The organism is Pseudonocardia lacus, from assembly GCF_018531445.1.
GTDB lineage: Bacteria > Actinomycetota > Actinomycetes > Mycobacteriales > Pseudonocardiaceae > Pseudonocardia > Pseudonocardia lacus.
In genome coordinates this window covers 1-13,741 of sequence record NZ_JAHDTH010000072.1, presented here as the reverse complement: position 1 = coordinate 13,741, position 13,741 = coordinate 1, and the positions used below count along the sequence as shown (strand labels likewise).

Below are 13,741 nucleotides of genomic sequence, written 5' to 3'. Positions count from 1 at the left end.
GGCAGGTATCACGGCGGCGTACGGTGGGGCGGTGGACGATCTGGAGACCCGCGAGCTGAGGTACTTCGTGGCCGTCGCCGAGGAGCTGCACTTCGGCCGTGCCGCCCAGCGGTTGGGCATGGCCCAGCCGCCGCTGTCGCGGGCCATCCAGCAGCTGGAGCGGCGCCTGGGCGTCGGTCTGCTGGAGCGCGACCGGCGCGGCGTCGCGCTGACCGCGGCCGGGGAGGTGCTGCTGCGGGAGGGGCGCGCGACCCTCGACGCGGCCGCGGCGGCCGCGCGCCGCGCTCGTCGCGCCGGTGGCGCCGACGGCCCCGGCGAACGCCTGGTGCTGGCGGCGAAGGCCGCCGGGTCCCACGAGCTGCTGCAGAAGCTCCTCGACGCCCACGCGGCCGAGCCCGGCGCGGCCGAGGTCGAGGTGCTGCTGTGCGGGCTCTGCGAGCAGGAGGCGATGCTGCGCGACGGCCGCGCCGACGTGGCGCTGATGTACACGCCGTTCAACTCCCTCGTCGGGTTCGACAGCGAGGAGCTCGCGACCGAGGGGCAGGTCGCCATCCTGCCCGCCGCGCACCCCCTCGCCGCCCGCACGACCCTGTCCCTGGCCGACATCAGCGACGTCCCCGGCCTGCCGCTCGCCCGCTGGCCCCGCCGCGACGGCGGCTACCCGCCCGGCCCGGGCCCGGAGATCCGCGACCAGACGCAGCTGGCCCAGCTGGTCGCGCTCGGCCGCACCGTCGCCGTCTTCCCCGAGTACGGCCGCTCGTGGCTGTGGGCCGAGCACGCCGCCGTCCCGCTGACCGACGCGCCGCCGGTCGTCACCCACATCGCCTGGCCGCCGCACAGCCGCTCGCGCGCCCTCGCCGGGCTGGTCCGCACGGCCACCCGGCTGTGACGGCTCCGGCCGGGCCGGGTTGACGAGCCCGTCCTGCACGACGCCCCCGTAGGGCAGCCGCACCCCGGTCGATGCAGCACTGCACGGCCGATCGGGGGCGCGGGGTTGCCCGATGGGTAGGAAACCCTGCCCGTCGGGCGCACCGTTGTGGCCGTCGCGATGAGTCCGCGGCGGCGCCGCGGTCCGGATGATTGACACCGGTCGACCGGAACCCAGCGGTCACGGGCACGAGGAGGGGAACGATGCAGTTCATCACCGACATCGCGCTCAGTGGGCGCGACCGCGCCATCCTGCGGGCCGTCGCGGCCGGCAACGCCGAGCTCAGCTGGGGCGCCGAGCCCGACCTGCTGCTCGACGGCCGCTACTGCTGCGACCAGCCCGCCGCGCACCGGCTCGCCCGGGCCGGCCTGATCGCCCCCGTCCGGGTGTGCTCCGCGGGCCAGCGGGTGCCGGCGACGGTCACCGCAGCCGGGCGGCGCGAGCTGGGCGTCCCGGCCGCCGCGTAGCCCCCGCCGCCGTGTGACGCGCTCGCTCGGACGGGTGAAGCCGCAGGTCGGGGCACCGGGGGTGGGGTACTGCTGCTCCATGTCGTCCTGCTACCTCTCCACCTGCCCGCGGAGCCACCGGCGGCCGCGGGACGCGATGCGGGAGAACTGGTCGGACCTGGTCTCGGAGTGGTCGCCGGTGTGGGCCGTCCAGATCGACGACCGACCGGCCCTTGTGGCGCTCGCGCGCGACCGGCTGGTCGTGACGAGCACGGTGCCCGAGCGCCCGGAGCACGCGATCGGGTTCGACCGCGTCCGCGATGTCTCCGCGGTGCGCTCGGTCGTGCACATCATGGACCGCGGTGGGGACTGCTACGACTTCGCGTTCCCCGACGGCGCCGCCGCCGTCCGCGCCGCGAAGGTGATCGAGGAGATGCGCGCGGCCGCGTGCGGGCGATGGGCCGGGGAGGCAGCCGTGGGAGCTGACGAGCAGCCGGAGGACCTGCTGGCCCGGCGCGGCAACGGGCACCCGGTGGCCCGGGGGCGCGTGGTGCGCTGGGTCGACGACCTCGACCTCGACGACGACGGCATGGACGAGACGGGCGACGCCGAGCACGCCGAGCACGCCGAGCACGTGGAGCAGGCCCCCGAGCAGGCCCCCGAGCAGGCCCCCGAGCAGGGCGAGGGCGTCGAGGACCCGTCGCCGGACGAGCGCCCCGCCTCCGACGCCGTCGACGACAGCCGCGACGTGCGGCCGGAGAGCCCTCCGGAGCCGCCCGTCGAACCCCCGGCCGCGGAGATCGGCGACTACCCCCTCGACGACTCGGACTGGGGCCTGCTGCCCATCGAGCGGGAGGTGGCGATGGCGCTGGCCGCGGGCCTGCCGCTCGACGGCTCACCCGCTCGACCCGCGCCGGGGCAGAGCTCCCCGACCGACCCGGTCCTGTCGATCCCCGCGCAGGCGACGCCACCGGTCGAGGAGTCCGTGCTGCTGGTGACCACCGACACCGTGCCGGGCCGGACGATCGCGCTCGTGCACGGCGACGTGCTGTCGGTCGCGTCGTGGCCGTCGGTCGGGCAGCCCGGACGCAGCGTGCACGAGACCGCCCGCGCCCGGCTGGCCCAGGCCGCGCTGCAGCGGGGCGGCGACGCCGTCGTCGGCCTGCGCTACGGCTCCACCGGGGCCATCAGCGGCGACGTCGTCGCCTACGGCACCGCGGTGACGCTCGAACCGCCGGAGGCGCGCTCCGCCGCGGAGACCGTCGCGGAGACCGTCGCGGCGGGCGAGGGCTGAGCACGCCGGAGGTGATCGGCCAGAAGGGCGCGCGGCCCGTCGACCACCCGGTCGCGGACCACGGTGACGCCGCTCACCGGGTCCCGCGCCCCACCGCGGGTTAGCGTCGGACCATGACCGTCTCCGCTGGTGACAGCATCCCCGACGTCGAGCTGCGGACCATGACGCCGGACGGACCCGGCACCGTGCGCACCGCCGACGTCCTCGGCAAGGGCAAGGTCGTGCTGTTCGCCGTCCCCGGCGCGTTCACCCCCGGCTGCTCCAACGTGCACCTGCCCGGGTTCGTGCAGAACTCCGCGGAGCTCAAGGCCAAGGGCGTGGACACGATCGCCTGCGTGGCCGTCAACGACGTGTTCGTGATGGACGCCTGGGGCAAGGCCCACGGCGCCGACGACATCCTGCTGCTCGCCGACGGCAACGCCGAGTTCACCGAGGCCATGGGCCTCGTGCTGGACGGCAGCGGCGCCGGGCTGGGCCGGCGCTCCAAGCGCTACGCGGCGATCCTGGAGGACGGGGTGCTGCGCAGCATCGACGTCGACGAGTCCGGTATCAACCTGTCGACCTGCTCGAACGTCCTGCTCAAGCTCTGACGGGCGCGGCCGCCGGCCCGGACGAAAGCGGCTTTCGTCCAACCAGATCGGACGAGAGCCGCGCTCGTCCGGACCCCATCGGGGTGTGCGTGGAGGGCGCGTCACCGATTCCACCGGATCCGCCACCCCGACGGACGCCGGTTCGGCTTGTCTGCGGCGGCCGGGGCCATCAGGCTGTCCGGGTGAGTGACAAGACGGTCGAACTGCAGCTCGACGACGCCGGCCTGGCGATCGACCTGCCCCGCCCGGTCGATCCCCGCGACGTGGTCCAGGACGTGCCGTTCCGGCCCGTCCAGTTCCGCGACGACGACCTGCCGACAGCCCTGGAACGGTCGGCGGCGTGGCTGCGCGGGGCGCAGCAGTGGCTGGGCGAACCGGTGGACGTGATCGCCATCCACCTCGACTACGACGACCAGGACGGTTCGCCGTATTACGAGGTCAAGCTGCTGTGCAACGAGGAGGACCTGGCGGGGGCCCCGCTGGCGGTCCGCCGGTCCGAGTAGGCGCAACCCACCATCCGATCGAGCCCGGTCCCGCGGGAGCCCCCGCGGGACCGGGTCACGGGATGACCCGGCGGGCCCGCAGGTCGGCGAACATCCGGGGGAACATCTCGGCGGTCTCCACGTACTCGTGGAAGCCGAACCGGCGGGCCTTGCTGCCGTCGGCGAAGAAGTCGTAGTCCCAGCCGAACACCGCGTCCCCGAAGGGCCACGAGGAGACCTCCGCGTACTTGTGGCGCAGCCCGTGCCGTTCGACGAGGCGGTCCCACACGGGTTCCTTGTCGGCCATGGCGTCGGTCAGCGACATCGGCAGCGGCGGGGCCACGTCGAGGTCGAACCAGGCGGCGATGCGCGGCCACATGTCGTCCCAGCGGAACAGGTCGCCGTTGGCGATGTTGAAGGCCTCGTTCGCGCAGCGCGGGTCGGTGGCCGCCCACACGGTGGCCCGGGCCAGCAGGCCGGCGTCGGTCATCTCCAGCAGGGTGCGGTAGGCGCCGGTGGCGCCGGGGAAGCGCAGCGGCAGGCCGAGCTCCTTGCTGATCGAGGCGTAGACGGCGAGCACGGCGACGAGGTTCATCGGGTTGCCCAGGGCGTGCCCGCAGACGACCGACGGCCGGATCGCCGACCAGGTCCAGTCCCGCTCGGCGGCGCGCTGCTGCAGGAACTCCTGCTGGGAGACGTTGAACTCCGGGGGCATGTGCCCGGGGTCGGATTCGCGCGCCGGGGTGCGGAACGGGCCGAGGTGCGCGCCGTAGACCTTGTAGCCCTGCATGAGGCTGACGTGGCGCAGCCCGGGCGCGACGGCGTCGATCGCCTCGACGGCGTTGACGAGCATGGCGAGGTTGGGCGCGACCAGCTCGGACCAGGTGGGTCGGTCCTGGTAGGCGGTGTAGAAGACGTGGGTGGCGGCGCCGAGGTCGGCGAGCCGCTCGCGGCAGTCGTCGGGGTCGAGCAGGTCGACCTGGACGTGCCGGACGCGCTCGCGCGGTTCGCCGGGGCGGCGGGACAGGCCGACGACGTCCCAGTCGTCGAGGCCGGCGAGGTGGTCGACGAGGGTGCGGCCGATGACGCCCTGGGCGCCGACGACGACGGCGGTCTTGCGGTTGGAGCTCATGGGTCGAGCTTCGGCCGCCCACCGCCATGAATCCAATGCATAGTTTGCACAGGGTCCATAGGATCGCCTCATGTTCAGCCTGCGCCAGCTGGAGTACCTGGTCACGGTGGTGGACACCGGGTCCTTCACCCGGGCCGCCGCACTCCTGCACGTCACCCAGCCGGCCCTCTCGCACCAGGTCCGGGCGCTGGAGCAGCAGGCGGGGGGACGGTTGCTGGAGCGGCTGCCGCGGACGGTGCGGGCCACACCGATGGGGCGGGCGCTGCTGCCGCACGCCCGGGCCGCGCTGGCCGACGCCGAGCGGGCCCGGCTGGCCGCCCGCCAGGCCGTCGGGCTGGACTGCGGCGAGCTGGAGGTGGCCACGGTGTACTCGGTGGCGCTGGGAGTGCTGCCGCCCGCGCTGCGCGCCTGGCACCGCGCCCACCCCGACGTCCGGGTCCGGTTGATCGAGCACCGCCACGTCGACGAACTGGCCGAGGCGATGGCCGGTGGGCAGGCCGACGTGGCCGTCGGCCCGGTGCCCGAGGAGTGGGAGGGGCCGGTCCGCGCGCTGGGGGAGGAGGAGTTCGTGGTGGTCCTGCCCCCGGACGACCCGGCGGCCCGCGGCGCCGGCCTGCTCGACCTGGCCGAGCTGGCCGACCGGCGCTGGGTCCACTACGCCCCCGGCCACGGGCTGGCCGACCTGCTCGACCGGGCCTGCGCCGCCGCGGGCTTCTCGCCCCGGCCCGCCGTGCGCACCGAGCAGACGGCCGCCGCCCCGGTGCTCGCCGCGACCGGCCTCGGCCCCGCGCTGACGCCGTCCAACATCGTGCCCGCCGGCTTCGACGGTGCCCTGCGCTGGCCCGACCCGCCGATCACCCGACGCCTGGTCGCCTACACCCGCGGCGAGCCCGACCCGCTGACCGCGGCGTTCCTCGACGCGCTCGCCGCCGGGTGCCGGCCCCGCCCGGCGCACCTCACGGCACCCCGCGCCGAGCCGAGCCGGCCCCCGATCCGGCTGTAGCGAGCGGTCAGGCCGGGCTCATCGTCCGGTGCTCGCGCGGGCTCACCCCGCGCACCCGCTTGAACGCCGTGCTCAGCGCGTACGGGCTGGCGTAGCCGACCTGGCGGGCCACGCCGGCGACGGTCGCATCGGGCTCGCGCAGCAGGTCGGCGGCCAGCGCCAGCCGCCAGCCGGCCAGGTAGGACATCGGGGGCTCGCCGACGGCTTCGGTGAAGCGGCGGGCCAGCGCGGCGCGGGAGACGCCGACGTCGGCGGCCAGCGAGGCGACCGTCCACGGCCGGGCCGGCTCGTCGTGCAGGCGGCGCAGCGCCCGGCCGACCAGCGGGTCGCGGTGCGCGGAGTACCACGCCGGGGCGGCGGTGCGGTCGAACCAGGTGCGCAGCACTGTGATCACCAGCAGGTCGAGCAGCCGGTCGAGGACGGCCTCCTGGCCGGGGTCGTCGCGGCCGACCTCGGTGGCCAGCAGCCCCACCAGCGGCGAGGCGAGCTCGGCCGCGGACAGGGTGAACAGCGGCGGCAGCGCGTCGAGCAGCCGCTGGCTGACCGCGCCGGGCTGCTCGTAGGCCCCGCAGACCGTGCTGATGGGGCCGTCCGGGTCGGTGCCCCAGGTGCGCACACCGAGGTCGATGGGGTAGGCATCGGGGATGCCGATCGGGTAGCACTGCTGCCCCGGCTTGACCACCACCTGCGGCGGGCTGGCCGGGTCGTCGGCCATCGTGTAATGGCCCGGCCCGCGGGCGACGCCCACGTCGCCGGCGTCCAGGCGCACCCACGGCCCGCCGTCGCCGGCGACCCACACCGTGCCCCGCACGACGGCCACCAGCGTCAGCGGGGACTCGTCCTCCAGCCGGATCGCGAACGGCGAGGAGAACGTCGTGCGCAGCACGAACGCGCCGCGCGCCCGCGGCCCGTCCAGGAATCCGGCCAGCGCGTCCACGCCGCCATCGTAGACGCCCGCGTATGCATCCGAGCGGTTCGACGATGGAGCGTCCAGCCCGGCACCGGGAGCATTCACGACATGACAGACACACTCCTCGCCACCGCCACCCGGGCGATCGCCAAGCGCTCCTTCTGCACCCTGGCCACCGCGTCCGACGCCTCGCGGCCGCACATCGCGGGCGTCCTCTACTCCGCCGCCGGACGCACCCTCTACGTCAGCACGTTCCGCGACAGCCGCAAGGCCCGCAACGTCGCGGTCAACCCGCGGGTGGCGGTCACCGTCCCGGTCCGCCGGCTGCCGGTCGGACCGCCGGCCGCGGTCCAGTTCCAGGGCACCGCGCGGATCCTGGACAACGACGACCCGGAGATCCGCGAGCTGGCCGCGGCCGGCCGGCTCAAGGCCATCAGCGGGCACGGCGAGCTGGAGCTCGACGGCGGCTGCGTCCTGCGGATCGAGCCCGGCCGGCGGATGGTGACCTTCGGGCTGGGCATGCCGCTGCTGCGCTTCCTGCGCGACCCGCTCAACGCCGCCGGCGCGGTGGATCTGCCCGTCGAGCCGGCCGCGTGAGAATTCGCGACGACGGCCGTAACCCCGCGGCCGCGGCGCCGTTGGGAAGGACATCACCCGTTCGGGTGGCCCGGCGGGTCGGGCGGAGGTCGGGAGGGGGCCTCCGCCCGCCGCTCGGCCGGGGCTCACTCCACCCGCAGAGCGCGGTCCAGGCCGGTGATCTCCAGCAGCCGCTGCTGCGACGGGCGCAGCCCGGTGAGCGCCAGCGTCGCGCCCGCCTCCCGGAACAACCGGTCGGCCCGCACCAGCACCCCCAGGCCGGCGGCGTCGAGGAAGTCCAGCTCGCTCAGGTCGAGCACGACGTACCGGTAGCCCTCGCCGCACAGCGCCGACAGCGCGTCCCAGAGCTGGGCGATGCTGGAGATGTCGAGCTCGCCGGACAGGTCGGCGGTGCCCCCGGTGGGGCCGAGCTCGGAGCGCACGGCGACCGCGAACGGGCGGTGGCGGTGCGCGGTCACGTCGTGCTCCCGAGGTCGGGCTGCGAAGGACTTCCGACGACGGTAGGGCGGCACTTCCGGCGGCGGCACCGCCGGAAGGGGATCGGGCTCAGCCCAGCATCCAGCGCATCCGCACCACGGTGCCGGTCTCGTCGTGGCGCACGTCGACCTCGTCGGCCAGCCCGCGGATGATGACCAGGCCGCGGCCGCGCCAGCCGGGGTCGCCGGCCGGGGGCCGCCAGCGCCCCTCGTCGCTGACCGTGGCCTCCAGGACGCCGTTCTCGCGCCGCACGTCGAGGCGGGCGTCGCCGGCGCCGCCGGGGTAGGCGTGGTCGGCGACGTTCGCCAGCGCCTCGTAGGCGGCCAGCACCACGTCCTCGACCAGGGGCTCGTCCAGGCCGGTCTGGTGGGCCCACCGCTCGACCTCGTGCCGCGCCCCGGACAGCTGCGGCGCCAGCGAGCCGCCGGTCAGCCGCAGCCGCAGCGGGGGCGGCCGCCCGACCGGTGCGCGCATTCCTGACCTCCCGTGACCGGGCCCATCGCATGGGCCCGTTTCCGAGGTACCCGGTGCGGTGGGCACCCAACCGGACGGCGCGCCGCTCGCCGTCGCTCGGCTAGGGTGGCCCCCCAGGTTGGGCCCCTCGGTCACCCGATCCGACCGGCCGAGTCGTCGGAGGAGGGGGCTGCGCGATGCACGGACGTGCCCGCCGCCCCGAGCCGCACCCCTGCCAGCTGGAGATCGATGTCCGTGGCGGCCACGACCACGCCACGGTCGGGGTGGTCGGTGAGATCGACATGGTGTCCGCCGACCGGCTCGCCGCCACCCTGGACCGGCTGCTCGACCAGGGCTGCCGCACCGTCGAGCTCGACCTGTCCGGCGTGGTGTTCCTGGCTGCGGCCGGGCTGGCGGTGCTGGTCGAGAACGACCGCCGCTACCGCGACGCGTCCGCCCGGCTGCTCGTCGTGCGCCCGTCGCGGCGGTGCGAGCGGCTGTTCGCGCTCACCGGCCTCACCGAGGTGCTGACCGTTCGCTGAACCCGGTATGGATCCCGACGGCGGCGCGTTGAGCACGGTCGTGGACTCCGAGGGGGATCGACGGCCGGTGGCCGACCGGACGTGGCTGGTGGCGGTGGCGGCCGCCCTGTGGGGGACCGACGGGCTGCTGCGCCTACCGCTGGCCGGCGAGCTGCCGGCGGCGACCATCGTGTTCTGGGAGCACCTGCTGATCGTGCTGGTGCTGACGCCGTTCCTGCCGTCCGCGGTGCGCGCGTTCCGCGCCGCGGCGCCGCGGGAGCGGCTGGCCCTGGTGGTCATCGGGGTGGGGGCGTCGGCGGTGGCGACCGCGCTGTTCACCCAGGCCTTCACCTACGGCGACCCGATCACGCCGCTGGTCCTGCAGAAGCTGCAGCCGGTGGTCGCGGTGATCGCCGCGGTCGCGCTGCTCGGCGAGCGGTTCCGCGCCCAGTACTGGGTGTTCGCGGTGCCCGCGCTGGTCGGGGCGTGGCTGGTCGCCTTCCCCGACCCGCTGTCGGTCGCGCCGACGGCGCTGGTGGCCGCGCTGCTCGCGGTCGGCGCCGCCGTGCTGTGGGCGATCGGGACGGTGCTCGGGCGCATGGTCAGCGTCCGCATGCCCAGCCGCGACGTGACGGTGCTGCGGTTCGCGATCGGCCTGCCGGCCACCGTGGTGGTGCTGCTGCTCAACGGCGCCCCGATCGCGGTCACCCCGGCCCAGCTCGGCCCGCTGGCGCTGCTCGCGCTCGTGCCGGGGCTGCTCGGGCTGAGCCTGTACTACCTGGGCCTGCGGGCCACCGCCGCCTCCCGGGCGACGCTGGCCGAGCTGGCGTTCCCGGTGACGGCCGCGCTGATCGGCGTCACGCTGCTCGACCGGTCGTTGTCGGTGACGCAGTGGGTCGGCCTGGTCGTCGTGGTCGCCGCGGTGACCGGCCTCGGGCTGCGGGAGCGCACCCGGGAGCCGGTCGTCGTGGCCCCCCTCGTGCCCCCCACCCCCTCCACCCCCGCCCGCTGACGCAGCAGCGACCCACTCCGCCGGAGTTCAGGAAAGCCACGATGCTGCCCGCAGAGGGCAGCATCGTGGCTTTCCTGAACCGGGGGAGGGGGCGCGCGCGGAGAAGATCAGAAGTCGTCGGCGGTGCGGAGGCGGTCGAGGAGGCGGCGGTCGCGCTTGGTGGGGCGGCCGGCGCCGCGGTCGCGGCGGGCGACCGGGATCGCCGCCTCCGGCGGCGGGGGCGGGGTGCGGTCGATGAAGCAGGTGGCGGCGTCGGCCGGCCCGACCCGCTTCTGGATCACCTTCACGACCTCGACGATGCGGGTGGCGTCGCGACCGGGCCCGGCCGGGACGCGGGCGCGCACCTCGTCGCCCGCGTGCACCGGGGTGGCGGGCTTGGCCGGCCTGTCGTTGACCCGCACGTGGCCGCCGCGGCAGGCCGCGGCGGCCGCCGGCCGGGTCTTGGTCAGCCGCACGGCCCACAACCAGCTGTCCAGCCGGCCCGTTTGCGCTTCGGGTGCCTGCACGGCCTCGATGATGCCCGATCAGCGCGTCGGGGCGACCGGATATCAGCGCTCCCGGCGCAGCACCTCGACCACCCGGGCGACGCGCGGGTCGGCGCGCAGCTCCTCCAGCGACTCGGCCAGCGGCAGCCGCCAGTTCGGGTACTGGTCGACCGTGCCGGGCAGGTTGGGCTGGCGGACCTCGCCGATGACGTCGTAGGGCGAGACCAGCACCAGCCGGGAACGGCTGCTGGCCAGCGCCGCGTGCATGGCGACCACCAGCTCCTCGGTGCTCGGGTCGTCGCCCACCAGCCCTTCGGCGCGCAGCAGGTCGATCATCTCGGCGCGCTCCGCGGCCGCCTTCTCCTCCTCGGCGGCGACGTCGTCGAGCAGGCCGAGCTCGGCGCGCACCCGGACGTGCTCGCCGGTCAGGAACCCGGCGGCGGTGGGCAGGTCGTGGGTGGAGATCGTGGCCACCGAGTCCGGCGGCCACTCCCGCGGCGGCAGCAGCGGCTCGCCGGGGGCGTCGAGGTCGCGGGTGAACCACAGCACCGACGAGCCGAGCATCCGGTGCGCGGCCAGGCCCTCGGTGACCTCGGGCTCGACGGTGCCCAGGTCCTCGCCGACGACCAGCGCGCCCGCCCGGTGCGCCTCCAGGGTGAGCACGGCCAGCATCACCTCGGCGTCGTAGTGCACGTAGGTGCCGCGGTCGGCGGACTCGCCCGGTGGCACCCACCACAGCCGCCACAGCCCGGCCACGTGGTCGATGCGCAGGCCGTCGGCCTGGCGCAGCAGCGCGCGCAGCAGGTCGCGGTAGGCGGCGTAGCCGGTGGCGGCGAGCCGGTCGGGGCGCCACGGCGGCAGCCCCCAGTCCTGGCCCTGCTGGCTGAACGCGTCCGGCGGGGCCCCGATCCGCACACCCATGGCGAGCACGTCCTGCAGCGCCCAGCCGTCGGCGCCCTCGGGGTCGCACCCGACGGCCAGGTCGTGCACGATCCGCACGCCGACCTCGCGGGCGGCCTCCTGCGCCTCCACCAGCTGGGCCTGCACCTGCTGCTGCACCCAGGCGTGGAAGGCCACCCGGGTGGCCAGCTCCTGGCGAGCGCGTGCGACGCCCGGGGCGGAGGGCCTGCGCATCTCCTCCGGCCAGCGGCTCCAGCGCCCGCCGTACCGCTCGGCGAGCGCGCAGTACGTGGCGAACTCCCACAGGTCGTCGTCGGCGCCGGTGGGCTCGGGGCGCCCGTCGGCGTGCCAGAGCAGCTCCAGCGCCGAGCGCTTCGCCGCCCACACCCGGTCGTGCTCGATCCGCCCGCCGACGGTCAGCGGGCGCAGCGCGTCGACCTCGGCCCGGGTGGCGGGGTCGGCGCGCCGGTAGGCGGCCAGGTCGGTGATGCGCAGCGCGAGCGCCGTGCCGAAGCGCCGGCTCGACGGCGTGTACGGCGAGGGCTGCACCGGCGGCACCGGGGTGATGGCGTGCAGCGGGTTGAGCAGCACCGCCCCGGCGCCGTGCTGCGCGCCCGTCCACGCGGTGAACTCCCGCAGGTCGCCGAGGTCGCCGATGCCCCACGAGCCGGTCGAGTGCAGCGCGTAGAGCTGCAGCATCCAGCCCCACGCGCGCTCGGGCTCGGGCAGCGCGGGCGGCGCGACGACGACGGTGACGGTCTGGTCGGCGGTCTCCAGCCGGTACCAGCCCGGGTCGAGCCCGGCGGGCAGGTCGTCGACGTCGCGGCGGGCGCCGTCCTCGCCGACGAGCACGCCGGGCACCGGCAGCGGCCGGGACCGGTCGGTGCGCACGGCGATCGTGTCCGGCAGCCGCCCGGCGCGGGCGCGCTCGTCGGCGGCGGCCAGTGCCTCCCGCACGGCCTGCGGGCCGCTCGCGTCGACGTCGAGCAGCCCGAGCACCCGCACGACGACGTCCGGGTCGATCGCCACCCGCTTGCGCTCGCCGTCGCGGTACTCGGTCGCCACGCCGTGCAGTGCCGCCAGCCGGGCCAGGTCCGTGTCCACGCCGCTCCGTTCCCCGCACCGCGCGGCGCCATTCCCCCGGTTCGGGTGGCGGGCGCTGCGGACGTCCCCATCTTTCCCGTCTGACCAGGGATAACACGCCCGCCACCGGAACCGGGTCGTGGCGGGGGGCAATGCTAGGTTCTCGATCACACGCCGCCGTCGTTCGGTCGGGAGGAGAGCGATGAGCGAGCCTGCGCGTTCGGTGCTACCGGCGGCTGGGCGCGGCGAGGTCGTGCGGTGAGCGGGCTTGCGAGCGAAGCGCCGGCACAGCGCCCGCGCGAAGCGCGGGCCGAGCTCTGCGAGGCCGAGTGATGAGCACTCCCGTCCTGGTCGCCGTCGCCATCGTGGCGGTGCTGCTCGTCGCGTTCGCCGTACTGATCGTCGCCACGGTCGTCTCCCGCCGCGCGCGGGCCGCCCGGTCGCGGGGCCCGCGCACGGTGGCCGAACTGGTCCGGCTGCGCGCCGAGCGCGAGGCCGCCGCGGCCGCGGCGGCGCCCGAGGGGGACACCGCACCCGTGGTCGCCGCCGCCGAGGAGGCTTCCGCCCAGGACGAGATCACCCCGGCCGGCGACGAGCCCGCGCCGCCTCCGGAGGCGGTCTCCGTCGATGAGCGCGCCGGCGGCCGGCACCGGGCCTCTCCCGCCCGCCCGCCCACCGTCGTCCCGCCCGCGGAGCCGGACGCGCCGGACGAGATCGAGGTCCCCACCGCCCGCCTCCCGGTCGACCCGCCCCCGCGCCGGGCCCCCGTCGCCACGAGCACCCCGCGGGCCCCGGAGCCCGCCGCGGTGGAGACCGAGCTGACCGGCGACGACACCCCGTGGCGGCGCGCGGCGCTGATGGCGTCCGCGTCCGGCTCGCCCACCGCCTACGTCCCCCGGCTCGCCCCGCCCGTCGCCGCACCGCGGGCTGCGCCCGAGTCGGCCGACCCCGACGGCGCGAACGACGACGCCTGGTCCGGGTGGGCCGACTGGTCCGAGGTGGACGCCGAGGTCGAGTCCGAGGCCCGCCCCGAAGCCCGCCCCGATCCGGCGCCGCAGTCGAACGGCGGCGGTCGCGCGACCGGGGTGGTGCGGCTGGTCCCCGGTACCGGGCGCCCGCCGGCCGGCGCGCCCCGGCGCAGGCTCACCGCCGTGCCACCGATCGGAGGCCGTCGCCTCGAGCCGGTCCAGGTGTCCACATCGGACGATGCCGCCGAGCCCTCCACCGTCGAGCGCCCCCGCGTCGAGGACCCCGTTCCGGACGACGAGCCGACCGCTCAGGCGCCGGAGCCCGCACCCGTGGATGCACCCGCTCCGGCCGAGCCCGCCCCGGTGGCGCCGGCCGACACCACCCCCACCGAGCCGGTGACGGCCGCGTCCCCGCCGCCCGAGCCGGCCCCGGCCGCGGTCGTGCCCACCGCGCCGGTCC

15 protein-coding genes and 1 pseudogene are annotated in these 13,741 nt (G+C 76.1%); 10 read left to right on the top strand and 6 right to left on the bottom strand.

Features of this window, described 5'->3' with window-relative positions; translation table 11 throughout:
• Positions 1-31 precede the first annotated feature (31 nt).
• The 5 genes from KIK08_RS17000 to KIK08_RS16980 all read left to right on the top strand — a co-directional run bounded on the left by KIK08_RS17000 (position 32) and on the right by KIK08_RS16980 (position 3,761).
• Complete coding sequence (locus KIK08_RS17000; RefSeq protein WP_214404141.1) at positions 32-889, top strand: LysR family transcriptional regulator; 858 nt, start codon at positions 32-34, stop codon at positions 887-889.
• Positions 890-1,131: 242 nt separating this feature from the next.
• Positions 1,132-1,395: a hypothetical protein gene (locus KIK08_RS16995; RefSeq protein ID WP_214404140.1), complete on the top strand. Its 264-nt coding sequence runs from the start codon at positions 1,132-1,134 to the stop codon at positions 1,393-1,395.
• Positions 1,396-1,474: 79 nt separating this feature from the next.
• On the top strand, positions 1,475-2,668 hold the full coding sequence (locus KIK08_RS16990; protein WP_214404139.1) for a heavy metal-binding domain-containing protein: 1,194 nt from the start codon (positions 1,475-1,477) through the stop codon (positions 2,666-2,668).
• Positions 2,669-2,781: 113 nt separating this feature from the next.
• Positions 2,782-3,258 (top strand): peroxiredoxin, encoded by a 477-nt coding sequence (locus KIK08_RS16985; RefSeq protein WP_214404138.1) that lies wholly within the window; start codon positions 2,782-2,784, stop codon positions 3,256-3,258.
• Positions 3,259-3,440: 182 nt separating this feature from the next.
• Positions 3,441-3,761, top strand: coding sequence for a hypothetical protein (locus tag KIK08_RS16980; protein WP_214404137.1), 321 nt, complete (start codon positions 3,441-3,443; stop codon positions 3,759-3,761).
• Between the two features lie 55 nt (positions 3,762-3,816).
• On the opposite strand, the gene KIK08_RS16975 is transcribed toward KIK08_RS16980, so the two are convergent.
• Complete coding sequence (locus KIK08_RS16975) at positions 3,817-4,872, bottom strand: SDR family oxidoreductase (protein WP_214404136.1); 1,056 nt, start codon at positions 4,870-4,872, stop codon at positions 3,817-3,819.
• A gap of 70 nt (positions 4,873-4,942) precedes the next feature.
• Here KIK08_RS16975 and KIK08_RS16970 point away from each other — a divergent pair, with 70 nt between their 5' ends.
• Positions 4,943-5,875: a LysR family transcriptional regulator gene (locus KIK08_RS16970; RefSeq protein ID WP_214404135.1), complete on the top strand. Its 933-nt coding sequence runs from the start codon at positions 4,943-4,945 to the stop codon at positions 5,873-5,875.
• A gap of 7 nt (positions 5,876-5,882) precedes the next feature.
• On the opposite strand, the gene KIK08_RS16965 is transcribed toward KIK08_RS16970, so the two are convergent.
• Entirely contained in the window at positions 5,883-6,812 is a 930-nt protein-coding gene (locus KIK08_RS16965; RefSeq protein ID WP_214404134.1) for an AraC family transcriptional regulator, read from the bottom strand.
• Positions 6,813-6,893: 81 nt separating this feature from the next.
• On the opposite strand from KIK08_RS16965, the gene KIK08_RS16960 reads away from it, so the two are divergent.
• Positions 6,894-7,382, top strand: a complete 489-nt coding sequence (locus tag KIK08_RS16960; RefSeq protein ID WP_214404133.1) for a pyridoxamine 5'-phosphate oxidase family protein — start codon at positions 6,894-6,896, stop codon at positions 7,380-7,382.
• 125 nt (positions 7,383-7,507) lie between these two features.
• Here KIK08_RS16960 and KIK08_RS39995 read toward each other — a convergent pair whose 3' ends face one another.
• Positions 7,508-7,840 carry an STAS domain-containing protein gene (locus KIK08_RS39995; RefSeq protein ID WP_214404132.1) on the bottom strand — a complete coding sequence of 111 codons (333 nt, stop codon included), beginning with the start codon at positions 7,838-7,840 and terminating at the stop codon, positions 7,508-7,510.
• Between the two features lie 88 nt (positions 7,841-7,928).
• Complete coding sequence (locus tag KIK08_RS16950) at positions 7,929-8,333, bottom strand: ATP-binding protein (RefSeq protein WP_214404131.1); 405 nt, start codon at positions 8,331-8,333, stop codon at positions 7,929-7,931.
• A 176-nt stretch (positions 8,334-8,509) separates the two neighbouring features.
• Between KIK08_RS16950 and KIK08_RS16945 the strand changes: the two genes are divergently transcribed.
• Both KIK08_RS16945 and KIK08_RS16940 read left to right on the top strand, forming a co-directional pair.
• Complete coding sequence (locus tag KIK08_RS16945) at positions 8,510-8,854, top strand: STAS domain-containing protein (protein ID WP_214404130.1); 345 nt, start codon at positions 8,510-8,512, stop codon at positions 8,852-8,854.
• 67 nt (positions 8,855-8,921) lie between these two features.
• Complete coding sequence (locus tag KIK08_RS16940) at positions 8,922-9,845, top strand: DMT family transporter (RefSeq protein WP_308257686.1); 924 nt, start codon at positions 8,922-8,924, stop codon at positions 9,843-9,845.
• Between the two features lie 107 nt (positions 9,846-9,952).
• Here KIK08_RS16940 and KIK08_RS16935 read toward each other — a convergent pair whose 3' ends face one another.
• Both KIK08_RS16935 and malQ read right to left on the bottom strand, forming a co-directional pair.
• Positions 9,953-10,321: an RNA-binding S4 domain-containing protein gene (locus tag KIK08_RS16935; RefSeq protein ID WP_214404160.1), complete on the bottom strand. Its 369-nt coding sequence runs from the start codon at positions 10,319-10,321 to the stop codon at positions 9,953-9,955.
• 72 nt (positions 10,322-10,393) lie between these two features.
• Complete coding sequence (gene malQ / locus KIK08_RS16930) at positions 10,394-12,334, bottom strand: 4-alpha-glucanotransferase (protein WP_214404128.1); 1,941 nt, start codon at positions 12,332-12,334, stop codon at positions 10,394-10,396.
• A 311-nt stretch (positions 12,335-12,645) separates the two neighbouring features.
• Here malQ and KIK08_RS16925 point away from each other — a divergent pair.
• Positions 12,646-13,741: pseudogene (locus KIK08_RS16925) on the top strand (hypothetical protein); the annotation flags it as partial.

Excerpts from the sequence above, each read along its gene's own strand:
- KIK08_RS16985 (WP_214404138.1), top strand. The coding sequence starts at position 2,782 with ATGACCGTCTCCGCTGGTGACAGCATCCCCGACGTCGAGCTGCGGACC.
- KIK08_RS16960 (WP_214404133.1), top strand. The coding sequence starts at position 6,894 with ATGACAGACACACTCCTCGCCACCGCCACCCGGGCGATCGCCAAGCGC.
- KIK08_RS16970 (WP_214404135.1), top strand. The coding sequence starts at position 4,943 with ATGTTCAGCCTGCGCCAGCTGGAGTACCTGGTCACGGTGGTGGACACC.
- KIK08_RS16990 (WP_214404139.1), top strand. The coding sequence starts at position 1,475 with ATGTCGTCCTGCTACCTCTCCACCTGCCCGCGGAGCCACCGGCGGCCG.
- KIK08_RS16945 (WP_214404130.1), top strand. The coding sequence starts at position 8,510 with ATGCACGGACGTGCCCGCCGCCCCGAGCCGCACCCCTGCCAGCTGGAG.
- KIK08_RS16975 (WP_214404136.1), bottom strand. The coding sequence starts at position 4,872 with ATGAGCTCCAACCGCAAGACCGCCGTCGTCGTCGGCGCCCAGGGCGTC.
- KIK08_RS16995 (WP_214404140.1), top strand. The coding sequence starts at position 1,132 with ATGCAGTTCATCACCGACATCGCGCTCAGTGGGCGCGACCGCGCCATC.
- KIK08_RS16950 (WP_214404131.1), bottom strand. The coding sequence starts at position 8,333 with ATGCGCGCACCGGTCGGGCGGCCGCCCCCGCTGCGGCTGCGGCTGACC.